19 protein-coding genes are annotated in these 25,939 nt (G+C 51.4%); 11 read left to right on the top strand and 8 right to left on the bottom strand.

The window, feature by feature from the left end:
• The first annotated feature begins 9 nt into the window (after positions 1-9).
• Positions 10-813, top strand: a complete 804-nt coding sequence (locus ACN0S4_RS12310) for an SDR family oxidoreductase (protein WP_417657962.1) — start codon at positions 10-12, stop codon at positions 811-813.
• Here ACN0S4_RS12310 and ACN0S4_RS12315 read toward each other — a convergent pair.
• Positions 795-2,144, bottom strand: a complete 1,350-nt coding sequence (locus ACN0S4_RS12315; RefSeq protein ID WP_417657963.1) for a M24 family metallopeptidase — start codon at positions 2,142-2,144, stop codon at positions 795-797. The genes ACN0S4_RS12310 and ACN0S4_RS12315 overlap by 19 nt on opposite strands.
• A 127-nt stretch (positions 2,145-2,271) precedes the next feature.
• On the opposite strand from ACN0S4_RS12315, the gene aceB reads away from it, so the two are divergent.
• The 3 genes from aceB (at position 2,272) to nhaD (ending at position 6,802) form a co-directional block, all read left to right on the top strand.
• Complete coding sequence (aceB, locus tag ACN0S4_RS12320) at positions 2,272-3,867, top strand: malate synthase A (protein ID WP_417657964.1); 1,596 nt, start codon at positions 2,272-2,274, stop codon at positions 3,865-3,867.
• A gap of 37 nt (positions 3,868-3,904) precedes the next feature.
• Entirely contained in the window at positions 3,905-5,242 is a 1,338-nt protein-coding gene (gene aceA / locus ACN0S4_RS12325) for an isocitrate lyase (protein WP_417657965.1), read from the top strand.
• A 120-nt stretch (positions 5,243-5,362) separates the two neighbouring features.
• Positions 5,363-6,802, top strand: coding sequence for a sodium:proton antiporter NhaD (gene nhaD, locus ACN0S4_RS12330; protein ID WP_417657966.1), 1,440 nt, complete (start codon positions 5,363-5,365; stop codon positions 6,800-6,802).
• Here nhaD and aceK read toward each other — a convergent pair.
• The gene (aceK, locus tag ACN0S4_RS12335; RefSeq protein WP_417657967.1) at positions 6,771-8,525 is read right to left on the bottom strand and encodes a bifunctional isocitrate dehydrogenase kinase/phosphatase; all 1,755 of its coding nucleotides are present in this window, start codon (positions 8,523-8,525) and stop codon (positions 6,771-6,773) included. The two genes, nhaD and aceK, sit on opposite strands and share 32 nt — an antisense overlap.
• Positions 8,526-8,671: 146 nt before the next feature.
• Between aceK and ACN0S4_RS12340 the strand changes: the two genes are divergently transcribed.
• From ACN0S4_RS12340 to ACN0S4_RS12355, 4 genes are read left to right on the top strand one after another with little or no spacing between them, the layout of a single operon-like run.
• Complete coding sequence (locus ACN0S4_RS12340; RefSeq protein WP_417657992.1) at positions 8,672-9,940, top strand: efflux RND transporter periplasmic adaptor subunit; 1,269 nt, start codon at positions 8,672-8,674, stop codon at positions 9,938-9,940.
• A 14-nt stretch (positions 9,941-9,954) separates the two neighbouring features.
• Entirely contained in the window at positions 9,955-10,671 is a 717-nt protein-coding gene (locus ACN0S4_RS12345; protein ID WP_417657968.1) for an ABC transporter ATP-binding protein, read from the top strand.
• 11 nt (positions 10,672-10,682) lie between these two features.
• Entirely contained in the window at positions 10,683-11,996 is a 1,314-nt protein-coding gene (locus ACN0S4_RS12350; protein WP_417657969.1) for an ABC transporter permease, read from the top strand.
• A gap of 10 nt (positions 11,997-12,006) precedes the next feature.
• Positions 12,007-13,224: an ABC transporter permease gene (locus ACN0S4_RS12355; RefSeq protein WP_417657970.1), complete on the top strand. Its 1,218-nt coding sequence runs from the start codon at positions 12,007-12,009 to the stop codon at positions 13,222-13,224.
• 21 nt (positions 13,225-13,245) lie between these two features.
• Here ACN0S4_RS12355 and ACN0S4_RS12360 read toward each other — a convergent pair whose 3' ends face one another.
• The 5 genes from ACN0S4_RS12360 to ACN0S4_RS12380 all read right to left on the bottom strand — a co-directional run bounded on the left by ACN0S4_RS12360 (position 13,246) and on the right by ACN0S4_RS12380 (position 20,567).
• A complete protein-coding gene (locus ACN0S4_RS12360) occupies positions 13,246-14,187 on the bottom strand; it encodes a LysR family transcriptional regulator (RefSeq protein ID WP_417657971.1) in 942 nt (313 codons plus the stop codon).
• A gap of 92 nt (positions 14,188-14,279) precedes the next feature.
• A complete protein-coding gene (locus ACN0S4_RS12365) occupies positions 14,280-17,477 on the bottom strand; it encodes an amidohydrolase family protein (RefSeq protein WP_417657972.1) in 3,198 nt (1,065 codons plus the stop codon).
• Between the two features lie 17 nt (positions 17,478-17,494).
• Entirely contained in the window at positions 17,495-17,656 is a 162-nt protein-coding gene (locus tag ACN0S4_RS12370) for a YqaE/Pmp3 family membrane protein (RefSeq protein WP_169931489.1), read from the bottom strand.
• 38 nt (positions 17,657-17,694) lie between these two features.
• The gene (locus ACN0S4_RS12375) at positions 17,695-19,152 is read right to left on the bottom strand and encodes a S10 family peptidase (protein WP_417657993.1); all 1,458 of its coding nucleotides are present in this window, start codon (positions 19,150-19,152) and stop codon (positions 17,695-17,697) included.
• 170 nt (positions 19,153-19,322) lie between these two features.
• The gene (locus ACN0S4_RS12380; RefSeq protein ID WP_417657973.1) at positions 19,323-20,567 is read right to left on the bottom strand and encodes an NRAMP family divalent metal transporter; all 1,245 of its coding nucleotides are present in this window, start codon (positions 20,565-20,567) and stop codon (positions 19,323-19,325) included.
• A 125-nt stretch (positions 20,568-20,692) separates the two neighbouring features.
• Between ACN0S4_RS12380 and ACN0S4_RS12385 the strand changes: the two genes are divergently transcribed.
• The 3 genes from ACN0S4_RS12385 to arsJ are packed head-to-tail and all read left to right on the top strand — an operon-like array spanning position 20,693 to position 23,669.
• Positions 20,693-21,439, top strand: a complete 747-nt coding sequence (locus tag ACN0S4_RS12385) for a metalloregulator ArsR/SmtB family transcription factor (protein ID WP_417657974.1) — start codon at positions 20,693-20,695, stop codon at positions 21,437-21,439.
• Positions 21,436-22,455, top strand: coding sequence for an ArsJ-associated glyceraldehyde-3-phosphate dehydrogenase (locus tag ACN0S4_RS12390; RefSeq protein ID WP_417657975.1), 1,020 nt, complete (start codon positions 21,436-21,438; stop codon positions 22,453-22,455). Before ACN0S4_RS12385 ends, ACN0S4_RS12390 begins: the two co-directional genes overlap by 4 nt.
• A 2-nt stretch (positions 22,456-22,457) precedes the next feature.
• Positions 22,458-23,669 carry an organoarsenical effux MFS transporter ArsJ gene (gene arsJ, locus ACN0S4_RS12395; RefSeq protein ID WP_417657976.1) on the top strand — a complete coding sequence of 404 codons (1,212 nt, stop codon included), beginning with the start codon at positions 22,458-22,460 and terminating at the stop codon, positions 23,667-23,669.
• Here arsJ and ACN0S4_RS12400 read toward each other — a convergent pair.
• Positions 23,666-25,879: an EAL domain-containing protein gene (locus ACN0S4_RS12400; RefSeq protein WP_417657977.1), complete on the bottom strand. Its 2,214-nt coding sequence runs from the start codon at positions 25,877-25,879 to the stop codon at positions 23,666-23,668. The genes arsJ and ACN0S4_RS12400 overlap by 4 nt on opposite strands.
• Between the last annotated feature and the right edge of the window lie 60 nt (positions 25,880-25,939).

Here is a 25,939-nt window from a genome sequence, read left to right on the forward strand (position 1 = left end):
GATTCTGTTATGCAAATCAAGCGTGTTTTTATAACTGGCGGCGCGAGTGGACTCGGCTTTGCCCTTGCCCAAGAAGCAGCAGCTAAAGGCTGGAAAGTTTGTATAGGTGATCGCGATACTGAGCGCGGCGAAGCGGTGTTAGAGAGTCTGCAACGGTTGCAATCCGACGCCTTCTTCATGCCATGTGATGTCACGCGCATCAGCGACCTTGAAGCGGTTGCGAAAGAATTACAATCGCGTTGGGGCGGTGTCGATATCGTCGTGAATAATGCCGGCGTTGCTCAAGTTGGTCCCATTACCGAAACGTCTATCAGTGACTGGCAGTGGATTATTGATATCAACTTACTCGGTGTGGTGCGTGGCTGTAAGGTGTTTACACCGATTATGCAGGAACAAGGCCAAGGCTATTTCCTCAATGTTGCGTCGTTGGCGGGGCTGTTGGATATGCCGAACGCATCATCGTATAACGCAACCAAAGCGGCCGTGGTTAGCCTATCCGAAACCCTACACAATGAGCTCAAACCCAATAATATTGGCGTTACAGTACTGTGTCCGTCATTCTTTAAAACCAATTTAGCCCAAGGCATGCGCTCATCGGTGCCAAATATGGACAAGAAAGTGGATAAATGGATGGCGTCGAGCAAGCTGAATGCTGCAGATGTCGCGAAGATGGCTTGGCAAGCGGTTGATGCTGGGAAGCTTCATGCGCTCCCGCATCGCGAAGGACGAACGGCTTGGTACATGAAGCGTTTTCTACCTCGCTCACTATACCAAGCCATTGTGCATAAAAAGGCTCAATCGCGGACTAAATAAAACTCGGTTTGGCGGCCAAATAAGTAATCGACTTTTTGGCCATCGAACCAAGAACTCTCCTCTAATTGAATCACCACATCCTGAGCCCACTCGTCACTGTAGGTAGTGTTGTTCAACTCAATGGAGTGCGCGGTCATTGGATACAATGGATAATCGCCATTCACCGGAATCGCTTCCTGCTTGTCCCACATACCAATGGTTGGGCCTGAACCATGACCGTAATACCCAATCGGGTGGCTATAGATAGACGGGCGCAAGCCAGCCTCACGTGCCTCTGACAAGCTCTTCAACAGAATCTCATTACCTGTCTGACCGGTCACAAAATTACTGGTCAGAATATCCTGTAATTGATTACCGTTGCGCAGTGCTTGTTGCAGTGATTCTGGTGCTTCTGTCTCACCATCACGTAACACGTAGGCATGCCGCTGCGTGTCGGTATTCAACCGCAGGTAGGTCACGCCAATATCCACATGCAGTAAGTCGCCTCGTTCAATCACGCCCGTCATACGCGGGCTTGCTCCACCCTGCCGTTGCAAAGTGACCGTCGGCGGGAACCAAGCGTCTAAGCCAGCACCCTTGATGCGCTCGAGCATCCACCACTCCACCTCACTGGTGTGCGTCTTACCTGGCTCAATCACCGCATCGGAGAAACCTTGTTCGATGACTTGCGTCGCATACTTGGTTGCCACACGATAAAAACCGATTTCGTCCTGGATCCGTGTTTCTAACCAGCCAATCGCGAGTTTCTCGGCACTCACAATGCGCTCTTCGTACTCGGCAGGCAACGCATCAAGGAACTGTTCTTTGTCTGTTGCCACCAAGCCATCGGCTTGCGCAAAGAAATCAGACTGATTGAGGCCAATCTTGGCCGGGTTCCGTTCAGCGATAATTTCGACTAAGCGTGCCCATTGATCAGGCTGGGTTTCTGGGTCCCACGCCTTTTTAAACAAAGTACCAACGTCGTAACGTGCAACCGCTAATGCCTCCACACCTCTATCAACACCGTCCACCACGCCAAGGTCGGTCAGCACTAAAATAGTGCGGCGACGAGCCTTGAACCAATCACTCGGCAGCATCGTCAGCAACGTGGGATCTTCGTTGTTTTCGCGACTGATCAGAATCCACATATCGATACCGGTACGACGCATCAGATCTGGCACTACTGTCTCGATACGTTGTTCCATCCAGTCGTCGATGATCAAACCACGCGCTTCCAACGACAACGGCTCGATAGCATCGCGCTCAGATTCAGTGTGAGCCTGCACGGACACTGTTGCGTCGAAAGACAGCAAAGCACCAGCCAGCAAGCCCATGATGGGAAGTAATCGCATACTCAACCTCTTTATTATTTTAGTGAATGCTCGCAATCCAACATATAAATTAGCGGAATGTTAGCAGCCCGATCTAGTCTGTGAATCAAGGAATCCAATAAACCAATTTATAACAATCGGGTGAATTATGAACGGAACAACCGCTACTGATGGTCTCACTATGCCTGCTTTATCAGGTGAAGCTCAAGCGCTAATTACTCCAGAAGTTCAAGAGTTTTTAGTGACGCTGGTTCGCACCTTTCGACCGCGCCTCAATGAGTTATTGGTTGCGCGGGAACAGCGCCAAGCGCAAATCGACAACGGCACCCTTCCCGACTTTGATCCTACTACCCAATCTATTCGCGATGGTGACTGGACCGTTGCACCATTACCAAAAGACTTGCAGAAGCGGCGGCTGGAAATCACCGGTCCAGTTGATAGGAAAATGGTCATTAATGCGCTGAACGCCAATGTAGATTGTTATATGGCTGACTTTGAAGACTCACAGTCGCCCACTTGGGAAGGTCTGTTGCAGGGACAAATCAATCTGCATGACGCGAATCGCCTCGACATCGATTACACCGACCCGAACTCAGGTAAATACTACGAACTCAAGCAGAAGCATGTGTTGTTGATTGCCCGAGTGCGTGGCCTGCATTTACCTGAGAAACACGTGCTCATAGACGGTGAAGTCATACCGGGCGCATTGTTCGACTTCGCTTTGTACTTTGCGTTAAACCACCAACAGCGCAGTGAGCGCGGCACTGGAATCTACTTCTACCTACCCAAACTAGAACATAGCACTGAAGCGGCATGGTGGGGTGACGTCTTTACCTTCAGTGAGGACTATTTTGCTCAACCGCGCAGCAGCATTCGTGCCACGGTTCTGATTGAAACCTTACCCGCCGTTTTTCAAATGCACGAGATTTTGCACGCCATGCGCCACCATATTGCAGCACTAAATTGTGGTCGTTGGGATTACATTTTTAGCTACATCAAAACACTGAAGAATCACGCCGACCGCGTCTTACCCGACCGCCAAGTGGTCACCATGAACCAACCTTTCCTAAACGCATACTCACGTCTGCTCGTGCGCACATGCCACCAACGCGGTGCCTTGGCTATGGGCGGGATGGCCGCATTCATTCCGAGTAAAGATGCAGACGAAAATGAAAAGATTCTGGCGAAGGTTCGCGCCGACAAGCAGCTCGAAAAAGACAACGGGCACGATGGCACTTGGATAGCACATCCAGGACTCGCCGAGACCGTTCGTAGCATTTTTGTCGATAGCCTCGACGGTGACAACCAACTGCATGTCACGCGTAGTGATGATGCGGAAGTTCGTGCTGAACATCTTCTTGAGCCCAGTTCCGGTGAGCGCACCGAAGCCGGCATGCGCACCAACATCCGCGTTGCTCTGCAATACATCGCCGCCTGGATTTGCGGTAAGGGCTGCGTACCGATTTATGGCTTGATGGAGGATGCCGCCACCGCGGAGATCTCGCGGACATCGATTTGGCAGTGGATCCGCCATGAACAATCGCTCGACAACGGAGAAACCGTTACCCGCGCCCTCTTTTTGCAGTATCTCCAAGAGGAAGCCCAAGTAGTTCAAGAAGAAGTAGGCCTCGAGCGCTGGCAAGCAGAGAAATTCGAAGCGGCGCAACAACTACTCGCACAAATCACTACCGCAGACGAGCTGGTCGACTTTCTGACCCTGCCCGGCTACGAGTTACTCGACTAATAACTTCTAATAACTTACGAACAACAGGACCACGACTATGACTACTATACCAATTCAGCAAGCCGAAGCCGCTAAAGCCTTACAGCAAGAATGGGAAACCAACCCACGCTGGCAACAAGTGCAACGTACCTATTCAGCACTCGATGTCGTGCGTTTACGCGGTAGTGTTCAACCCGAATATACCTATGCGCAAAATGGCGCCGACAAGCTATGGAACCTAGTCAACGGCGGTGCCGAAGCCAAGTTCGGTAAGAACTATGTGAATGCACTTGGCGCACTGACCGGTGGCCAAGCAGTTCAGCAAGTGAAAGCTGGATTGCAGGCTATCTATTTATCAGGCTGGCAAGTTGCGGCGGATAATAACAGCGCGATGGGGATGTATCCTGACCAAAGTTTGTATCCAGTGGACTCGGTTCCGACCGTGGTTGAGCGTATTAACAACTCGTTTGCGCGTGCCGATCAAATTCAATGGTCAAAAGGCATTGCGCCTGATCAAGCGGGTTACATCGACTACTTTGCACCTATTGTGGCAGACGCTGAAGCTGGATTCGGTGGCGTCCTCAATGCCTACGAATTAATGCTAAGCATGATTCGCGCGGGTGCCGCTGGCGTCCATTTTGAAGATCAGCTGGCGTCGGTGAAAAAGTGCGGCCACATGGGTGGCAAGGTATTGGTACCAACCCAAGAAGCGGTACAGAAGTTGATTGCCGCTCGCCTCGCTGCCGATGTTGCCGGCGTTCCCACATTGATTCTCGCACGGACCGATGCCAATGCCGCTGATTTGCTAACTTCTGATGTGGATCCGAATGACCATCCATTCTGCACGGGTGAGCGCACCGCAGAAGGCTTCTACCGTGTGAATGCCGGTATCGACCAAGCTATTTCGCGTGGCCTTGCCTATGCGCCGTTTGCGGACTTGTTGTGGTGCGAGACTGCGAAGCCCGATCTGGACGAAGCGCGTCAATTTGCAGAAGCCATTCATGCCAAGTATCCAGGTAAATTACTCGCCTACAACTGCTCGCCGTCATTCAACTGGAAGCGGAATCTGGATGACGCCACTATTGCCAAGTTCCAAAAAGAGCTGGCGGCGATGGGTTACAAATTCCAGTTCATCACCTTAGCGGGTGTCCATAATATGTGGTACCACATGTTCGAATTGGCGCATGACTATGCGCGCAACGACATGTCTGCTTACGTGAAACTGCAGCAACAAGAATTTGCGGCAGCTGAGAAAGGCTACACCTTTGTGGCGCATCAACAAGAAGTGGGGACCGGCTATTTTGATGACGTTACCAACGTCATTCAGGGTGGTAAATCTTCGGTTACAGCCCTCACTGGCTCTACCGAAGAAGACCAATTTAAGACCTCTGCGTAATTTTTATTGAGGAATGTCACAAAAGTGATAAAAAGCCGTTGATTCGCTGCAATCAGCGGCTTTTTTTGTGGTAGGATGCGCGCGTCAAAAAACTGTGTCTCCGCGAAAGGATTTTCCACCATGTGGGTTGCCGTTCTTACCATTTTCCTGAGTCTGTTTCTCTCTCCGCAAGCTATCGCCGCTGCTGACGGTCAACTCGACCTGACTGGCACTACAGTTGGTATTACCGCCATTATCATCTTTACCATTGCTTACCTGTTGGTGATGGGTGAAGAGCATTTGCACATGCGCAAATCGAAGCCGGTGCTGGTCGCTGCTGGCTTGATCTGGATGATGATTGGTTGGGTGTATGTCGACCAAGATTTGCCGGGCGTCGCCGAGACCGCATTTCGCCATAACTTGCTCGAATTTGCCGAGTTGATGTTGTTCTTGTTGGTTGCTATGACCTACATCAATGCTATGGAAGAACGTCGGCTGTTTGATGGTTTGCGCTCCTGGATGATCCGCAAAGGCTTCAGCTATCGACAGCTGTTCTGGTTATCGGGCTGGCTCGCCTTCTTCATCTCGCCGGTTGCTGACAACCTGACCACTGCACTACTTATGTGTGCAGTCATTATGAAAGTGGCGGATGGCGACAAGAAATTCATCAGCATGTGTTGTGTGAGCATAGTTGTCGCAGCTAACGCCGGCGGTGCCTTTAGCCCATTCGGTGACATCACTACCTTGATGGTCTGGCAGGCCGGGATAGTCGAGTTCCAAGAATTCCTCGTCCTGTTTATTCCATCGGTGCTGAACTACCTGATTCCAGCCGTCATCATGAGCTTCTTCATTGAGAACCGTAAGCCTGCGGCGGTTCATGAAGAAGTCGAACTCAAGCGTGGCGCCTTGCGCATCACCTCGTTGTTCTTGCTCACTATTGCGACCGCAGTGGCGTGTCACATGTGGCTGCATTTGCCGCCTGTACTGGGCATGATGATGGGCTTAGGTTACTTGCAGTTCTTCGGCTATTTCCTGCGCATGACGCTGCCAGGCTCACTGGCGCGTAAAAAAGCGATGGCGGAGCGTGCAGGTGACATGAAAAAGCTTGAACGCTTAGGTGGCGTGGTGCCGTTTGACGTATTCAGTCGGGTTTCGCGTGCCGAGTGGGACACCTTATTGTTCTTCTACGGCATCGTCATTTGTGTCGGTGGTCTCGGCTTTATGGGCTATTTGGCGCTGTTGTCCGAAACCCTTTACGGCAGCGGCGACCCCACCATGGCGAACGTCATTCTCGGTTTAGTGTCTGCCGTGATCGATAACATTCCAGTGATGTTTGCGGTGCTCTCAATGCAGCCGGAAATGTCGCACGGTCAGTGGTTACTGATCACCCTAACTGCAGGTACCGGTGGTAGCTTACTCTCGATTGGTTCCGCCGCTGGTGTAGCGTTGATGGGTCAAGCACGCGGTTATTACACCTTTGCTTCACACTTAAAATGGGCACCAGTGATTTTACTGGGTTATATCGCCTCGATTTACGCCCACTTGTGGCTTAACGCGAGTCTATTTGAGGTGTTTGGTTAATAAACCGCAGTGACTCGGGGTAGGGAAATACATCACTTACTACCCCTTGCTGAATATTTTGCTGTTGGCGCTGCCAAAATTCGGGTGTCGCCAAGTCGGCATGAAACTGCAGTAATGCCTGCCGTAACTTCGGTTGCGGCACGGCAAACACCGGCAATTGCTCCGGAAACATATCGTCTGGCCCTACCGCATACCACGGCTCTGCTGCCATTTGCTCATCTATCGTGGTTGCGCGCGGTAATTCGCGGAAGTTCATGTCGGTGAGGTAACGAACCTCATCATAGTCATAAAACACCACCCGCCGCTGACGCGTTAAACCGAAGTTCTTTAAGAGCATATCGCCGGGGAAAATATTCGCCGCAATCATGTCTTTTATGGCTTGCCCATAGTCCTTCATCACCATGTCTATTTCAGCAGGGCTTGCCGATTCTAAGAACAAGTTGAGCGGCGTCATTCTGCGTTCCACAAACAGATGGCGAATGATCAAATGGTCACCATCAATTTTTAAACTGCCGGCTACCGTTGCCTGCAGTTCCTCAAGTAATTCTGGGCTGATGCGAACCAGCGGTATGGCGACATTGGCAAATTCATAGGTATCCGCCATGCGGCCTGCTCGGTCATGCCGCTTGACCATGCGATAGCGCTCAATAACGGTGGCTCGATCCATACTTTTATTGCCACCAAATACGTCTTTGATGACCTTAAATACAAAGGGAAAAGATGGCAGCGTAAATACCGTCATGACCATGCCCTTGATACCTTCGGCGGCCACCAATTGATCTTGGCTGCTATCGAGATGCTGCAAAAAGTCCCGGTAGAACTCGGTCTTACTTTGTTTGTGCAAGCCAATGGCAGAATACAGCTCCGCCAAGGTTTTGTTGGGCATCACATCCTTTAAGAACCGCACTAGTGCTGATGGCGCGCGAGTTTGCACCATAAAATAGGTGCGCGCGAAACCGAAAATAATCGCCATTTGGTCACGGTCGGTAATCAAGGCATCGATATACAGCTGGCCTTGCTTGGTGCGTAGTACGGGCACAATAAACGGATAAGTTGCGGTGGTCGTCACCAGTCTACCGACAATGTAGGCGGCCTTGTTGCGATAAAACGGTGCTTTGAGCACATCAATACGGCTTTGTTCCGGCTGCAAGTCGACCGACAGGGCTTGCTCCTGAAAAGCCATTTGTAACTGGCGCAAGTCGCGCTTGAGATCAGCAAAAGGCGCGGCGAAATCAGCGGTCTCCACTATTTGCAACAAACAGCGAGCTAGACCTTCAGTCACCGGAAAATAGGAACGATACTCGGTCTCCACTGCCAATGGCAGAGTACGAGCCAGTGTCGACTCAACAAAAATATAGGAGTTATGAAAGTAACGCCGATGAAACAGGTTGCAGAACACCGAGTTGTAAAAGGTCTCGGCTAACTCAGCCTGCGGATGAAACTGCAACAACGTCTCATAGTGCTGCCGCACCGATAACCACAAGGCTTCGTCCAAGACACCTTGCGTTTGCTCGCGTAAATGCTCGGTAGTGGCACTCACACGCTCATCATAAAAATGAATTCGTGCAGCGGCAGCTTGCTGCCCTTCCAGCCACGCGCCATCGGCGAAACGCTGCCGCGCCTGCGCAGTAATATGGCTAAACCGATCATAATGCCGCTGAAAACCTTGCAATATTTCTTGCGCTAATTCTTCTGCAGCTCTTGAATGTGTGTCTGTCGTCACAATTACTTACAAGCACTCCCGACTATTTACAACCCTTCGGTAAACCTTTCGTACCGTCGGTGCGACTATAGCTTCAGTCTCAATGATTAGCTTCATTGAAGCATGAGCTGAATCCGAACACTACAACAAGAGAGAATTATTCAGTGATAAAAATTGCAGATACCAGCGGCCAAGACGTGGTCCGCGAGGTGCCGAAGTCACGGCGGTGGGGCCTGTGGCTGAGCGGAGCAGTAGCTGTTGTGCTGCTGATTTTGGCGTTTCCGATTGTCAGTGACTGGTCACAGGCACAAGCGTCAGTGCCGCTCGACCGTATTCGAATTGCTACCGTTACCCAAGGCGATCTCACGCGCGATGTATCGATTCAAGGCCGTGTGATTGCCGCAGTGAGTCCAACCCTGTACAGCCCTGCTGAGGGCACAGTGACCTATCATGTGGACGCCGGCGACCAAGTGGAACTCGGTCAACTGCTCGTGACCATCGATAGCCCAGAGCTGAAGAGTCGTTATGAACAGGAGCAAGCGTCGCTGGACAGCGCGCAGGTAGCCTTGCAACGCCAAGAAATTCAAACCCGCAAAGCAGAATTGGAAGCGCAGCGTGATATTGATATGGCGCGCGTGACCTTCACTGCAGCCGAGCGCGAAAAGCGTCGTGCCGATGAAGCTTGGGCTGCCCGTGCCATCAGCCAAATCGATTACGAAAAAGCACAAGATGATCTGGAGAACGCGCGATTGGTCTACGAGCACTCGGTTGCAGATGCGAAGCTTGAAGCCGAAACCCAGGTGTTCGAGTTGCAAACTCGCCAGTTGGAAGTAAATCGGCAAACTGCTCTCGCAGAAGACTTGGCGCGGCAAGTCACCGCACTCAACATCTTATCCCCGGTTAATGGACTAGTGGGTAACCGCGAGTTAGACCAGAAAAATCAAGTGGGACGCAATCAACCAGTGCTGAATGTCGTCGATTTGACTGCGTTTGAGGTCGAGATTGCGATTCCTGAGAGCTACGCAGACAGCCTCGCCATAGGTATGGCCGCTGAAGTGAGCTACAACGGTACCCTTTACCATGCTCAGTTGGTCTCCATATCACCAGAAATTCGCGACAACCAAGTAATTGGGAATGTGCGTTTTATGGATCAAATGCCACCTTCATTGCGACAGAATCAGCGGCTGACCACACGCATTATCTTGGATGAAAAACCTAACGTCCTACAAGTGAGCCGTGGCCAATTCCTCGAGACCGGCGGCGGGCGTATCGCCTATGTCGTTCGTGACGGTCTCGCTTTCCGCACCCCAATTGAAACGGGTGTCACTAGCCTCAGCTCCGTTGAAGTGATTGGCGGTCTGAATGCTGGCGATCAAATCATTATTTCAAGCATAGAGCCGTTCGGTGACGCCGACACGGTCCGTATCACCGACTAAAAAGAGAACAACTTATGTTACGTATGCAGAATATCCGTAAAATTTTTCGAACCGAAATGGTAGAAACGCACGCCTTGCGCGACTTTAACCTAGAAGTGGAAGAAGGTGATTTCGTGGCGGTGACGGGCCCTTCAGGTTCCGGAAAAACCACCTTTTTGAACGTTGCAGGGTTGCTCGAAACCTTCGATGGCGGTGATTACTTACTCGACGGACAAAGTGTCAAAGGCATGAACGACACGCAGTTGGCACGCCTACGCAACGAGAAAATCGGCTTTATCTTTCAGAGCTTCAACTTACTGCCCGACCTCAACTTGTTCGACAACGTGGATGTGCCCTTGCGCTATCGCGGCTTCAAAGCGGCCGAGCGCAAACGTCGTATTGAAGAAGCGTTGGAAGTCGTCGGCTTAGCCAGTCGCATGAAGCATTTACCCGCGCAGCTCTCTGGTGGTCAGCAACAACGGGTGGCGATTGCTCGCGCCCTAGCGGGTCGTCCGCGCTTTCTGCTAGCGGATGAGCCAACCGGAAACTTGGATAGCCAAATGGCCACCAGCGTGCTCGACCTTATGCAAGAGATCAACAATCAAGGCACCACCATCATTATGGTGACCCATGATCCTATGCTGGCAAAACGCGCAGGTCGGAATATCTTTGTGCGTGACGGTCAGGTGTCGGAAGTTGGCAAAGAAGACGACATTGTCGAGTTGCTGCACAAAACCGCTCAGGTTGGTTAAGCGAGGCCCGCATGTTTAGTTACTATGTGAGACTTGCGCTCCTGAGTTTACGCAAGAATATACTGCTGACCGGTTTGATGATTGCGGCCATTGGCCTCGGTATTGGCGCGGCGATGACAACCATCACCGTCAATTACATGATGTCGTCGGACCCCATTCCACAAAAGAGCGAGCGTTTGTTTCACGTTCAGCTCGATAACTGGTCGCCCAATGCTCCTTATAACGAACCTAATGAGCCACCTGACCAAGTGACTTGGCTCGACGCCACCAACTTGCTTCAGGAAGGTCGTGCATTTCGTCAAGCAGCCATGGGCGGCACTAGCTTTGTGATAGAGCCAAGCCAAGCGGAACAAAAACCGTTTATTGCCTCTGGTCGCGCCACGTCAGCGGACTTCTTCCCGATGTTCGATGTGCCCTTTTTATACGGGCGCGGTTGGACTGCCAGCGATGACACCAGCCAGAACTTAGTGGTGGTGTTGAGTAAAGCTACCAATGACCAGCTGTTCGGGGGTGAAAACTCCGTCGGTGAAACCGTGGTAATGGGTGGTCGCGCTTTCCAAGTGGTGGGTGTTCTCAATGACTGGCAGCCACGTCCACGATTCTATGACGTTTCGACTGGGCCCTTTAATGATGTCGAGGAAGTGTTTGTACCTTGGTCATTGAAAGAGCCGTTGGAGCTACCGCTCAATGGTAACAACAACTGTTGGAAACCGGTCGGTGAAGAGACTTTCTCGGCGTTCCTGCGCTCAGAATGTGTGAACAGTCAGTTTTGGGTCGAGTTCGAAGACCCACAAGATGCTGACAACTACCTCGCATTCCTCAATAACTACGTGACCGAACAGAAAAAGTTAGGCCGCTTCGAACGCCCTTTGAATAACCGCTTGCTGGACGTGATGGACTGGATGGAGTATCGCGAAGTAGTTGCAGAAGACGCCATCATGATGATGTACATGGCGATCATGTTCCTCGTGGTCTGTTTGCTGAACACCGTTGCCCTCTTACTTGCGAAATTCCTCGGCCGTAGCGGCGAGATTGCGCTACGTCGTGCCGTGGGTGCGAGTCGACGTGACTTGTTCCTGCAATATACCGTGGAGAGCGCCATGATTGGCATCGCCGGTGGCTTGCTGGGTCTCGTACTCGCATGGTTTGGCTTGCAAGGTATTGGTGGCCTGTACGGCGACATGACCGAAGGCTTGAACGAACTGGATCTGACGATGGTTGGCTTTGCCATTGTGTTGGCGATTGTCAGCACTATTGTAGCCGGACTCTATCCCACCTGGCGCGCGTGTTCAGTAGCGCCTGCTGGCCAACTGAAATCGCAATAAGGAGACGAACATGAGTGAACTAGGTCCTATTTTTCGTGCCTTATTGCGCAACAAAGTCGGCGCATTCTTACTGGCACTACAAATTGCGTTAACCATGACTATTATGGTCAATGCAATCCACATGATTGAAAACCGTAGCAGCATGATGGCGCGGCCTTCGGGCTTGGACGAGGCGAATCAGTTTTACCTCTCCAGCAATGGTTACGCAGAGAACTTCAACGAACGTGCCGTGGTTGAAGAAGACTTGCGGAACATCCGCGCGCTACCGGGAATTGTCGATGTCACGCAAATCAATGCGATTCCGCTCAGTGGTGGCGGCTGGTCCATGGGCTTGCAAACCGAACCCGGTGAAGACAAACCTTCAGTCGGCGTGGCAGTTTACTTTGTCGATGACCACGGTATTGACGCATTTGGTGTGAATTTGATTGCGGGCGAGAACTTCAGCCCGACCGAAATCACTTACCGTCAGCGCAATGAGCAAGGTTGGCCACAGAATATTATCGTGACTGAAGCGATGGCCAAGGAGTTGTTCCCTGATTTAGCGCCAGCGCAAATAATTGGTAAAACCGCCTATATTGGTGGTGATGAGCCTATGACGATTACCGGAGTCATTGATCAACTGCAAGCACCTTGGGTCGGTTGGAGCGGTGTTGAGCGCGTCATGCTCGTGCCACAACGGACGGAGTTCCGCTCGTCGCGCTACTTCATTCGCACCGAGCCAGGCCAACGTGACCGCATGATGAAAGAAGTCGAGGAAATGTTGGTCGCTGAAGATCGTGGTCGGTTGATTCGCAGCGTGCGCACGATGGAAGAAACACGAGATGATAGCTATCGCAGCTACTCTGCACTGCAGACCATTCTGTGGATCATTGTGATCATCCTCACCATCATTACCGCTTTGGGTATTGTGGGTATGGTGACCTTTAGTGTGAATCGTCGCCGCAAGCAAATCGGAACCCGCCGTGCCTTAGGTGCGAGTCGCTTCGACATTATGAAGCACTTTATGCTGGAGAACTTCCTCGTCACCAGCGCTGGCTTAGTGCTGGGTGTCGGCTCGAGTATTGCCCTGAATATCTGGCTGGTGGATGCCTTTAGCCTGCCGCGTATTGGCTGGTACTACATTCCAGTGGCGATGGTGATTCTGTGGGTAGTTGGGCAAGCGGCCGTATTTGGTCCAGCGCGCAAGGCTTCACAAATTAGCCCCGCGTTAGCCACACGTACCGCTTAGTACCGCACTTCGGCGTCTCCGTTAGGGGGCGCCGAAATCTGCCGTATCGGCAATCAATTGACGGAACCAACGATGCCCAGCGTCATGCTGAAGTAGCGGGCTCCAAATCATCTGCAAGTCCAAATCTGGAATGGCAAACGGTGGCGTTTTCATGACCAATTCAGGGTCATCTTGATAAAGCTTAGCCGCACGCGTTGGGAGCGTTGCAATCAAGCCCTGTCGCGCCAAATGCATGGCTACATGGTAGTTTCGAGTAAAGACGCGAATATCCCGCTTATGCCCGAGTTCACCCAGAGCTTCGTCAACCCAACCCAGCTTCTGCACGTCATGTGGGTCCATGCCCACACCCACACCAAAACCTGTTTTACTCACCCACACGTGCTCATAGCGCAGGTAGTTCTCTAACGAATAGTCCTTGAGTAATGGGTGATCACGCTGGATCAAAACCGAGAAGTCATCTTCCCACAGCGCTTTTTGATGGAACGACTGGGGCAGCTTTTCAAAACGGTTGATGGCTAAATCCACCTTGCCGTTTTCAACGTCATGAAAGCTGATATCACTTGGCGTCATAATATCGAGTGTAACTGCAGGAGCTTGTTGCTTGAGTTTTTCGAGCAAGGGCGGCACAAGTGTTGATGCGGCATAGTCAGACGCCATGATCCGAAATACACGGTCCGTTGAAGCCGGCACAAACTCACGCGCGGGTTGCACCATTTCTTCAACCGAATACAGAACACTGCGCACGGAGTCTTGCATGGCTAGTGCACGTTCAGTCGGCAACATGCCTTCACTGGTGCGAACCAAGATAGGGTCATTCAAAAGCGTACGCAGGCGTTTTAAGCCATTACTCATAGCAGGCTGAGTAATATTCAATTGCGCTGCGGCTTTGGTGACGTTGCGTTCACGCAGCAACACATCCAAATAGACCAATAAATTGAGGTCGATATCTTTGATGTTATTCATAGAAAAAATAAATCCCGCTATAAGAATATAGCGGGATTATAATTTGCTTCGCTGAAAAGTACAGTGAAGTTGGCTGCGACCTTAGTCTGAAACTAGTTTTTTTCCCAGAAGAAAGGCGCACGCTCTGGTGCACTTGGCACCAATTGGTTCATGGTATTGGCATCATACAAACGGCCATTCACCATGGTATGGGTTACGCGATCCGTCACGCGAATATCGGCTAACGGGTCACCATCAATCACGATAATATCCGCCAGTTTGCCGGTTTCAATGGAGCCGATGTACTTGTCCATACCGAACTCACGGGCTGGGTTAATGGTACTGGTTGCCAACGCTTCCAGTGGCGTCATGCCGCCCTGCGCCATCATCCAGATCTCCCAATGTTGCGCTAAACCTTCACGCTGACCGTGCGAGCCGGAAACCACGTTCACACCCGCATCACCTAACCGATCGGCAACGCTGGCGTTATTGATGTGGTTGTAATGGTTATGCGGTGCCTTTTCGCGACGCATCGCTTGGCCTACTACCGCCTCTTGCGGGACAAATTTAGAGAGTTTCGGGTGCTGCCATACATCGGTTTCAGCATACCAGTAGTTCTCACCCCAGATACCGCCGTACGCTACACCCAAGGTTGGCGTGTAAGCGACATCGGTTTGCTCCCAAAACTGCTCGATGTCATTGTAGATTTCGGCTACTGGAATCGAGTGCTCAATAGTGGTGTGACCGTCTGCAACCATACTTAAGTTGTGTTGCAACAGCGAGCCACCTTCAGGCACGACCATCATGCCCAACTCACGACCGGCTTGAATGACCTGTTGGCGCTGGTTACGACGTGGCTGGTTATAACTCTTCACCGAGAATGCACCGACTTTCTGCAACCGCTCCAAATGGAACTTCGCATCGTCAAGGTCATCGACATGAGCGGTGTAGCCTGGGCCATTCGCACCATAGAGAATCGTACCTGTTGAGAACGTCCGTGGTGCTGCAATGAGACCCGCTTTTTGCAACTCGCTGGCCGCAAAAATTTGCGTAGTGTCATTCGACGGATCGTGAATAGACGTCACGCCAAATGCCATTGATGCGTATGACTTCCAGTTTTGCTCTGGAATAATCTCATTGTCACCCTGCGGACCGTGCGCATGGCCGTCGAACAAGCCTGGCATCACGGTTTTGCCAGTGGTATCAATGACGGTAGCGCCAGCTGGCACATCCACTTCATCGGCAGTGCCGACCGCAACAATCTTATTGCCGCGTACCACAACGGTACCGTTCTCAATCACCTGCTCACCATTCATGGTGATGACTTGGCCGCCGACAAAGGCAACGGTTTCATCGTGAATGGCTGACGGTGCTTCGAAGCTAATGTCTAAGCCGTTTTCAACTTTGGCAAATTCAGATTCGTCTGTTGGAATGGCGAATAATCCTGCCACTGACGCTTGATACAGCTCTGGGCCCAGCGACCAATACAAGTTCTGGCCATCAGCCGTCCAGGAGATATTCTCGCCCGCGCGTACAGACAATTGCTGAACCGGGAACTGACGGTCATTTGGGCTAATGGAAATAGGCGCGCCGCGTTCCACAAATGGCGTGACAAACACTTTAAAACGCTCAGCAAAGGCTAAATGCTTGCCATCTGGCGATACACGGAATTCCGTCGCATGCTCAGATTTATACAGTGTGCGCTGTGCTTTAGTTTCGATATCCACTGACTTGAGCGCTGGGCCACCGTCGTAAGCGAGCAAGAACACGCGGTCACTGCGATCACCAAACTGTGGTTGTGAGCCACTCTCGCTTAACAAACGCGGCTCCGCATCACCTTCTAAACTGATGTGGTAAACGCCCGGATTCAAGCCATAGGTATCTGGAGTGATGTAGCCACCACGAATTTTCCGATACACCAAGCTTTTACCGTCTGGCGCGAACACGGGCTCCACGAATTTACCCATGCCGGTATCAAGCACTTGCTCACGCCCTGAAGCGACATCACGAACAATAATTTGACCCTGCTTCTGGTCATCCCAAGTCACATACGCCAGTTTTTTGCCGTCACGTGAATAGGTGGGATACAACTCCCAAGCTCCATCACGATCCGTCAGACGCTCTGGCTCACCGCTTGGCAAACCGCGCTGATACAAATGGCCTAAGGCTTCATAAGTCACTTGCTTGCCGTTCGGTGCCACTTGCACCATACGCAGCATTTTCACTTTGAAGTTGTCTTGGTCTAAGTTGGTCTCAAAACGCAGTGCTTGTTGCACTTTTTTGGTGGTTTCGACGCTAAACGGAATGATGTTCGCTGACTTTTCAGCCACATTGAGCTTCATAATTTTACCGCCTGCCCAGAAAATCATGTGCTTGCCATCTGGCGTCCAATCCATGGTTGGATACACGCCGTGGATCGCCCAAGTTTCCTGCATGTCGCGATCCAGCTCGGTGTACAAACGTGTTTCTTCGCCTGACTCGAGGTCATACAAATACAGCACGCTGTCGAAGTCTTCACGCTTGATGTACGCCAAGTATTTACCGTCAGGTGATGGGGTAGGACGAATCGCACCGCCGGTACCGCCCAAAATCACATCAATGTCACCGGTTTCGCGCTCAAAGCGCTTGATGACATAAATGCCTTCCAATGAATCTTTGCTGTAGTGGAAGGTTTTTCCTGGGGTGTCATCTTGCGAGAAATAGATGTATTTACCATCTGGCGAGAACGCTGGTTCGCCTAAGTCTTTCTGATCGTTCGGACGCTCAGTTAGCATGACACCGCTGCCGCCATTGCGGTGATACATCCAGACTTCACCCGCGCCTAATGAACGCTGTGCGGTAAAATGTTTGCGCGCAACTAAGTACTCACTATCCGGACTCCACGCAGGGCTATTGAGCAAGCGGAAGGTTTCTTTGGTCACTTGGCGCTGGTTGCTACCGTCCGCATCCATGATCCAGATATTGTCACCACCGTCGGCGTCCGACGTGTAGGCAATGTATTCACCATTCGGCGAGTACACCGGCTGCATGTTCCACGCAATGCCACCCACTAATAGCTCCGCATCACCGCCTTTGGCAGGAATACGGTAAATGTCACCGAGCAAATCGAACACGATATATTTGCCATCGGGGCTCATATCGACGTTCATCCAAGTGCCTTCATTGACATTAATTTGGATATCTTTGAATTCGCCTTGCGGGTTATTCACGTCCCACTTGGGAGCGTCTTCGGTTTCTTGTGCGTGGAGTTGAAGTGGTACCGACGTAGACAAAGCTACGCCGACACAAAGTGCCAGCGTGGAAAGTTTCATACATTAACCTTGTTGTTTTATTTTTTGGCGATTACCCAAACAGCATGAACAATACCTGGGATGTAACCGCAGATTGTTAACAGAATATTCAACCAAAAGTGCCCACCAATACCGACCTGTAAAAACACACCTACGGGCGGTAATAAAATAGCGATAATAATCCTTAAGAAATCAGCCATGATGGGCTCCTTGTTATTTTGTGATTAGTCTGAATAAATTACTGTTGCCCTTCATATTTAGCGGGTTCGCCCACTTTAGGCAAGGTATTCAGAATAAACTCACGTAAATCATCATTGGACTGACGCAGGTCTTCCGCACGCAGATACATCATGTGTCCGCTGCGATAGCCTTTAAAGCTGAACCGATCACGCATTTTGCCGCTCGGATCAATGTGCCAATGATTGAATTTCGCATCAAAGTAGTTAGTCGCGCCGTCGAAATACCCTGACTGCGTCAGCACATGCAGATATGGATTTGCACGCATCGCTTCGCCGAGCTGATGACCGGTGCGGTCATTGCTGCGATCCCACGGATGTACGGAACCAAACATGTTGTATTTCACATCGGTTTTGTAATTCAGGACTTCACGCATGTAGTAGTTAATGGCTGGCGTGAACGAGTGCAACCATGAGGTCAGCTCTGCGTTGTAGTCTGGCGACTCACCCACGTCCGCACGGTCTATACCGAGGTAACGTGAATCCAAACGTCCAATGGTTTGGCCGCGGTCGCGCAACAACTCTTTCCAGAAAAAGCGAGTTTCGACATCCAGGTTGGTTTGCATGATCACATCCGCATCCAAGCCTGAGTAACGTGCTACTTGCTCTGCGACTTCACGTTTTTCGGCGTCGCTCAGCATGTGGCCTTTCGCTAGTGCCGGTAAGTAAGTGTCTAAAGTGTATTCCTCAACCTGTGGCAGTAATTCGAGAAGGTCTAAGCTTTGCAGGTCTTCTGGCAGCGCTTTGTGATACCAAGCGGCAGCCGCAAAATAAGGCAGGCGGTTCGCCGCTTTTACTGGGCCGTCACGGTTAATACCGATATCCGTCGGTGATACTAAAATCACACCATTGAAGTACATCCACTGACGGTTCTGCAGCTCTAACGCCAAGCCAGACACGCGCGTAGTGCCGTAGCTTTCACCAATCAGGTACTTTGGCGAGCGCCAGCGCTCATTGCGCGTCACAAATGTGTTAATCCAGTCGGCTAAGTACTTCACATCCGCATTCACGCCGAAGAACATTTTTTGCTGTTGATCGCGTGATGGCATTTCGCCTTTACTGTTGGGCAGAACGCGTGAGTAGCCGGTGTTGACTGGGTTTACGAATACGATATCCGCAACGTCTAGCACTGAGTGCGGGTTGTCTTTCACGCCGTACGGCATGATGGGGAAGCCTTCATCATCCACGCGCAATGATTTCGGACCAGTGTAGGCGATGTGCATCCACACCGATGCAGAACCAGGACCACCGTTGAATGAGATCAATAACGGGCGGTTCGCGCGGTCTTTTACGCCTTCACGTTGGTAATAGGTGTAATGCAAAGCGGCAATGGCATCACCGCTTTCGTCGAATACCGGCTGCGTACCGGCAGTTGCGGTGTACTCAACACGTTCACCTTTGATGGTGACACGATGCTCGGTGGTGACGGTTTCATCAGCAGCAAGTTTCGCTGATGGCATTTTGCCATGGTCATCAGCGTACACCGGCTGTGCGACCAGCGCACCTGCCAACATGAGTGCTGAGAGTACGTTTGTAGCGAGTAATTTCATATCCAATACCCTTATTGAAGTGATTCACTTCATTTAAGGGGATTCGCTAACAAACCTCAAGCGTACTGCGACCAATCGGCTTATTTCATCGTTAATAGCAGCCAAACTGCGTAAACCAACGCGAATCCGGCAAGATAGAACAAGCCAAGCCACGCATAGAGACGCATTGCGGGCGCCAACCGCTTCTTCCGCGCCAGCGAATAATTCAGCCAAGCAAAGAATGGCGTGGTCAGAAACGCTAAGGTCATGGCGAAGGTGAGCATGGGGCCTAGAGCACCGCGGAAGAACAGAATGATTGCCATGCCGGCTAAGCCTTGGCCGATAATCCAGTAGCGCAGTGAGCTATTGAGTCGTGGCTTGCCTTCGGCGGTTTTGGTGCGGCGCCGCAATATTCGGAAGCTTTCTCTGAGGGTACGTGCATAGCCATCGAGCACCGCCAGTGTGGTGCCGAACATACATAAGAATGCGACACCACCCACTAGGTATTCAGACCATGGACCTATAGTTGCGGCGTACATCGCGACAAATTGTGTCGCGAATTGTCCACTCGCGAGCGCTATGGGCTGTTCGCTGCCAAATTGCACCATGGCGCCGAGCGCTAAGAAGAGCAATGCGAGCGCAGCGGTGACCCAATACCCTAAGTTGAAGTCAAACAGGCCATCGCGCAACGTCACTTGGGTAAGCTGCTGCTTGCTACGCAGCCACAACGAGTTAATGGCGGAGAGCTCAATAGGTACTGGCATCCAGCCCATCATCGCGACCAAGAACGCCAGCGCAGATAGTTTCCACGGTGAAGGCGGCACAAAGTCTGGGGATACCGTAACCGGCTGTTGTGCGGCAATAATCACGGCTGCGACCGTCGCCACGGTGAGACTGAACATAATCCACTTGGATAGCCGATCCAACGTTCGATACTGCCCTGCCAACAGAATAAACAAGCACGCCAGCAGCAGAATCCAGCACAGCAAAGTAACCGACAACTGTGGCGTAAACCATTGCAGCAAGCTCGCTGTCAGTAACAACACGCCAGCGGTATTCACCACCGCGGCAACCACATTCAAAACGGTGAAGAGCTGCAAGTACCAACGCCCTTTGCGATAGTAACCAGAAATCAGGCTTTCGTTATTTTGTAGCGTGTAGGTCACACCGAAGCGGAAGAATGGATACTTCAGCACGTTTACTGCCAATATCACCCACCACAGTTCCCAGCCAAATAAAGCGCCAGCTTGGGTGGATGCCACCAAATGAGAAGCGCCGACCGCGGCGGCAGCGAGAATAATTCCGGGACCGAGTGCCCGTAACCGAGATGATGTAGGTAGATTCATGGCTCTGACTTATTGTTATTGTTGGCCGTAACCAGAGCATAGCTGGAAATTCTCAGAAACAGAATTGACATTTTGAATATTCGACTTACCATATATGCGAAATTACACATGTTATGGTGTTGACTATGAAAAGGGTCATCTTTCTCTGCACAGGTAATTCGGCGCGATCACAACTCGCAGAAGCCTTGCTGCGTCATCAAGCTGGGCACTTTTTTGAAGTTTTCAGTGCGGGTTCGCAGCCACATGACATCGATCCGCGCACCATCGCCGCACTGCAAAAGTTCCATTTACCCGTTGATGGCCTGCAAAGTAAATCGATCGATGAATTTGCGGGACAGAGTTTCGATTACGTGATCACCCTGTGCGACAAAGCCCGTCAAGAATGTGCGCAATTACCTCAAGCGCGCGAAGTGATTGCCTGGGACTATCCTGACCCGCGTACCAGCGACAATCCTCGGGCTTTCGAGCTGACGCTGCAGGAGCTCAATGAACGCATCAAAATGTTTGTGTTAGTTCAGAGCAAGGAGCAGAAAGGCGCCTTGACCCCCGTCATCAATCCATTGCAGCTGTTTAAGTGCCTAGCCGATGAGACGCGACTGGCAGTGATGTTGCTGTTGCAGCATCGTGGCACTCTATCGGTTACTGAGTTAGCGCAGGCATTACAAGAAAGTCAGCCGAAGGTCAGTCGACATTTAGCGCAATTGCGCGGGTGTGGACTAGTCTTAGATGAGCGGTGTAATCAGAACGTCTTGTATCAGGTGCACCCACGCCTACCCGACTGGTCGGTTCGAGTTCTTCTCGAAGCTGCGCAAGCCGATTCCCATCACATTCAACAGTTAGCGCAACGTATTCAGGAAAGGAGTAACGCATGACACTAAAAATTGGTATCAATGGACTTGGACGTATTGGTCGGCTGGCGTTACGGGCGGGTTGGGATAATCCACAAGTTGAGTTCGTGCGTTTGAATGACCCTGCGGCTGATGCGGCGACCTTTGCGCATTTGCTGAACTTTGATTCGGTTCATGGCCGTTGGGCGCAAGAAGCCGAGGCGACGGACGCAGGCGCAATCAAAGTCGGCAGCCAGACGCTCGCGTTTACGCAAGAACGCGACACTAACGCGATTGATTGGTCTGATTGCGATATCGTGATTGAAGCGAGCGGTAAGATTAAAACCAAAGCAGCGCTGCAGGCTTATCTCGACCAAGGCGTGAAGCGTGTGGTCGTGACTGCGCCTGTGAAAGAAGATGGCGTGCTGAACGTGGTGATGGGTGTGAATGATCATCAGTTTGATCCTGCGCAGCATCGTATTGTGACTGCGGCTTCCTGCACCACTAACTGTTTAGCGCCGGTCGTGAAAGTGATTCATGAGAAACTTGGTATTGTGCATGGGTCGATGACCACCATTCATGACATCACAAACACCCAGACCATTTTAGATGCGGCGCACAAAGACTTACGCCGTGCGCGCGCCTGCGGCATGAGTTTGATTCCGACCACCACAGGTTCGGCAACCGCAATTACCGTGATTTTCCCGGAGCTGAAAGGCAAGTTAAATGGCCATGCCGTGCGAGTGCCACTGGCGAATGCATCACTGACCGATTGCGTATTTGAAGTCGAGCGCGCCACCACCGTGGAAGAGGTGAATGGTTGGCTTAAAGAAGCCGCTGCCGGTGAACTGAAGGGCATTTTAGGCTATGAGGAGCGCCCACTGGTATCGATTGACTACAAAACCGACCCGCGCTCGAGCATTATCGATGCACTCTCGACTATGGTGGTGAACGGCACCCAAGTGAAACTCTATGCTTGGTATGACAATGAATGGGGTTATGCGAACCGCACCGTCGAATTAGCTGCCTTAGTTGGCAAAGCTAAGTTAGGCACTGCTTAAGCATGATGGCAGCTATCCGTCAGCTCTCCGCTCCCGTGCGCCAATATTTGCTGATCACCGGCAATTACTGGGCGTTCACGCTGACCGACGGTGCACTGCGAATGCTGGTGGTGCTGTATTTCCATCAGCTCGGTTACAGTCCACTCAGTATCGCGATGCTATTTTTGTTCTACGAGATCTTCGGCGTAGTCACAAATCTAGTGGGCGGCTGGCTGGGTGCGCGCATTGGTCTGAATCGGACCATGAACATCGGCCTTGGCTTACAACTGATTGCGTTAGCTATGCTGCTCGTTCCTACCCCCGCGTTGACGGTGCTCTGGGTCATGGCAGCACAAGCTTTGTCCGGCATTGCCAAAGACTTGAACAAAATGAGCGCCAAAAGCGCCATCAAAACACTGGTGCCTGCCGATGCGCAAGGCCAACTCTATAAGTGGGTAGCATTGCTTACCGGCTCAAAGAATGCGTTAAAAGGGGTCGGCTTTTTCCTCGGCTCACTGCTGCTCTATACCGTCGGGTTTCAGGGTGCAATTGGCATCATGCTCAGCGCACTCGCACTGGTGTGGCTGTTTAGCTTGTGGCGCCTCGGTGCCGACCTCGGTAAAGCTAAATTCAAGCCCAAGTTTCGGGATATCTGGTCAAAAAGCCGCGCCATTAATCAGCTCTCCGCAGCGCGATTGTTCCTATTTGCCGCACGCGATGTCTGGTTTGTGGTCGCCCTACCCGTGTATTTTGCAACGCAACTCAATTGGCCACACACCTGGACCGGTGCCTTTATGGCCTGTTGGGTCATTGGCTATGGTGCCGTGCAGAGCCTTGCGCCACGCTTCACCCATAAAACCGGTGAACCGCGTCGTGCCGCCGTGTGGTGGGCATGGTTGTTAGCACTTACTCCGCCGCTGATCATTGCTGGGCTTGCTTATGATTTAGAACCAGCCTTGATAGTGGTCAGTGGGCTACTACTCTTTGGTGCTGCTTTTGCAGTCAATTCAGCGCTGCATAGCTATTTAATTGTCAGCTATGCGCGTGCCGATGGCGTATCTCTCGATGTGGGTTTTTACTACATGGCTAATGCGATGGGCCGACTCACAGGTACGGTTGCGTCCGGCTTGGTGTATCAATGGTATGGACTCACGGCATGCTTATGGGTGTCGGCGGGCTGCATCGTTCTGGCAGCCCTTCTAGCGGTTGGATTACCGCGCACCGATCCCAGCTAGCTGTCGTTCAGGCGCGACAACCACTGCTTAGCAAACTCCTCGGCGGGTATGGGCTTCGCAAACAAGTATCCTTGCGCGGATGTACAACCAGCTTTTAATAGCGCATCCGCTTGCGCTTGCGTCTCCACACCCTCTGCAATAGTACTCATGCCGAGCGTCTCGGCCATAGCAATAATAGTCGACACAATGGCTGAGCTACTCTCGTCGTCTATCATTTTCTGCACGAACGACATGTCGATCTTCAGAATATCCACCGAGAAACTTTGCAAGTAAGCCAGTGACGAATAGCCGGTCCCAAAGTCATCCACGGCAAACTTAAAGCCCGACTCGCGGAGCTTGTGAATAACACCTGTGGCCAGATCAGGGTCTGACATCAACGCACTCTCAGTAATCTCTAAGGTGATTAGCTGTTCTGGCAACTCGCCACGCAGTTGCACCAATTTTGCGACCAACTCTTCACTATCGAGCTGTTGTACCGCCAAGTTGACCGATATTTTGACTACCTGCGAATAGCTTTCCTGCCACTGCCGCAAATAATCACAAGCCTGACTCATCACCTGCTCACCCAATTCATCCAGAACGCCTTGCTCTGCAGCAATGGCAATAAACTGGTCGGGCGCCACCATACCTAATTCGTCATCAAACCAACGACACAGCACCTCAGCACCAATTAATTTATTCGTTGCGAGGTCAATTTGTGGTTGGAAGTAAATGGTGAGTTGCCGCTTAGCCAGTGCTCGCAAAAACCGTTCGGTTTTATGACGATGCTTCTGCAATTGCGCCGCTAACTCCTGGCTGTATACGCACAACGGTCGAGCGCTGCTTTTTGCTTGATGTAACGCCGTACTCGCACAGCGGAGCAGTTCACTTGGCGTCGCGATCATAGAGGTATGCACCACACCGGCTCGCAGTTTTACTTGAACCTCAACGCTATCTGCTCTGATCGGTTTATTGACCGCATTCATTATCCGCTTCAATACGTGTTCGATAGATTCTTGGTTGGCATCATCATGCACCACTAACACAAATTCATCCGCCGACATACGCGCACAATATTCATTCGCACGAGTTGATTCACGCAAGCGCTCAGCAATTTGTTGCAGCACTATGTCGCCCACATGAATGCCCCAGTTATCATTGATATCACGGAAGCTCACCACATCAATAATGGCCACATACATAGCCTCGAACCGCTCGCTACCATTGCCCGTATTGTACTGGAGATGATGGAGCAGTGCGGCGCGATTCGGCAAACCCGTTAACGTATCGCTGAAAGCAATTTTAGTGATTTTTTCGTTCTGCTCTTGGCGCTCGGTGATATCTGTAATGAAGCCTTCCAGATGACTGACGGATTGATCGGGTCCATACACCGCTTGCCCTTGCTCCCAGACCCAACGAACTTGGCCATCCTTCCGGATAATTCGGTAACTCAACTGGAACGGCTTGTGCTGTTCATTGCTGACTTCCACGCTGGCATCAACAATGCTGCGGTCCGGTGGATAAATGAGATCCAGCCATGACAGCTCGCGATTATCGAGCAACTGCTGTGGTGTGTAACCGGTTAACGACTCAACCCCACTGCTAATAAACTCCATGGTCCAGAATTCATCGTTCTTACAGCGATACGCCACACCGGGTAGGTTATCGATTAAGGTTTCTAAGCGGCGACGACTCTCTTTTAATGCTTTGTACGAATGACTTTGCGCCAGCTCGGCACCCGCTAAAGTCGCGATAATAGCGACGATGCGCTGTACAAAGGGGCTAAACTCTCGCGGTGCACCATGCAACAATGCAACTAATCCGAGCTTGAAGCCCGCTTGGTCAAACATGGGCACACCCAAGTAACTTTCCGCTTTAATCTGCTGCAGAACTTCGTCATCCGGGAATTGTTCGCTCACATGTTCGCTAAAAGCACAACTCTGACGATCCAGTACCTGCTCGCACGGTGAGCCCTTCAATTCATAGGTGATATTGGCAACTGGTTTCCCAAAAGACACTAATGCTTTGGTGGTGGCGGTGTGTTGTTTGGGAAGCACTTCGGCGACCATGGCATGGTCGACTTGTAGTGTGCTGGCCAGTATTTGCATGAGCTCAACAAAGTAGTCCTGATGACCGACTAAGCGTTGTGCTTCGGACACACGTTTTAGTATTTCATCGACAACTTCAGCGTCACTTCCCTGTGACTCCACGGTTGGTTTCTTACTTCCCATGCTTGGCCTTTTGGTAATGACATCCATTACTACCTTTACGATACAAGCATAACCGCTATC

It is taken from the genome of Pseudidiomarina aestuarii, from assembly GCF_048263735.1.
GTDB classification, from domain to species: Bacteria; Pseudomonadota; Gammaproteobacteria; order Enterobacterales; family Alteromonadaceae; genus Pseudidiomarina; species Pseudidiomarina aestuarii_B.

Coding starts and splice junctions, on each gene's coding strand:
- ACN0S4_RS12310 (WP_417657962.1), top strand. CDS start 10: ATGCAAATCAAGCGTGTTTTTATAACTGGCGGCGCGAGTGGACTCGGC.
- ACN0S4_RS12315 (WP_417657963.1), bottom strand. CDS start 2,144: ATGCGATTACTTCCCATCATGGGCTTGCTGGCTGGTGCTTTGCTGTCT.
- aceB (WP_417657964.1), top strand. CDS start 2,272: ATGAACGGAACAACCGCTACTGATGGTCTCACTATGCCTGCTTTATCA.
- aceA (WP_417657965.1), top strand. CDS start 3,905: ATGACTACTATACCAATTCAGCAAGCCGAAGCCGCTAAAGCCTTACAG.
- nhaD (WP_417657966.1), top strand. CDS start 5,363: ATGTGGGTTGCCGTTCTTACCATTTTCCTGAGTCTGTTTCTCTCTCCG.
- ACN0S4_RS12345 (WP_417657968.1), top strand. CDS start 9,955: ATGTTACGTATGCAGAATATCCGTAAAATTTTTCGAACCGAAATGGTA.
- ACN0S4_RS12350 (WP_417657969.1), top strand. CDS start 10,683: ATGTTTAGTTACTATGTGAGACTTGCGCTCCTGAGTTTACGCAAGAAT.
- ACN0S4_RS12355 (WP_417657970.1), top strand. CDS start 12,007: ATGAGTGAACTAGGTCCTATTTTTCGTGCCTTATTGCGCAACAAAGTC.
- ACN0S4_RS12360 (WP_417657971.1), bottom strand. CDS start 14,187: ATGAATAACATCAAAGATATCGACCTCAATTTATTGGTCTATTTGGAT.
- ACN0S4_RS12365 (WP_417657972.1), bottom strand. CDS start 17,477: ATGAAACTTTCCACGCTGGCACTTTGTGTCGGCGTAGCTTTGTCTACG.
- ACN0S4_RS12370 (WP_169931489.1), bottom strand. CDS start 17,656: ATGGCTGATTTCTTAAGGATTATTATCGCTATTTTATTACCGCCCGTA.
- ACN0S4_RS12375 (WP_417657993.1), bottom strand. CDS start 19,152: ATGCCATCAGCGAAACTTGCTGCTGATGAAACCGTCACCACCGAGCAT.
- ACN0S4_RS12380 (WP_417657973.1), bottom strand. CDS start 20,567: ATGAATCTACCTACATCATCTCGGTTACGGGCACTCGGTCCCGGAATT.
- ACN0S4_RS12385 (WP_417657974.1), top strand. CDS start 20,693: ATGAAAAGGGTCATCTTTCTCTGCACAGGTAATTCGGCGCGATCACAA.
- ACN0S4_RS12390 (WP_417657975.1), top strand. CDS start 21,436: ATGACACTAAAAATTGGTATCAATGGACTTGGACGTATTGGTCGGCTG.
- arsJ (WP_417657976.1), top strand. CDS start 22,458: ATGATGGCAGCTATCCGTCAGCTCTCCGCTCCCGTGCGCCAATATTTG.
- ACN0S4_RS12400 (WP_417657977.1), bottom strand. CDS start 25,879: ATGGGAAGTAAGAAACCAACCGTGGAGTCACAGGGAAGTGACGCTGAA.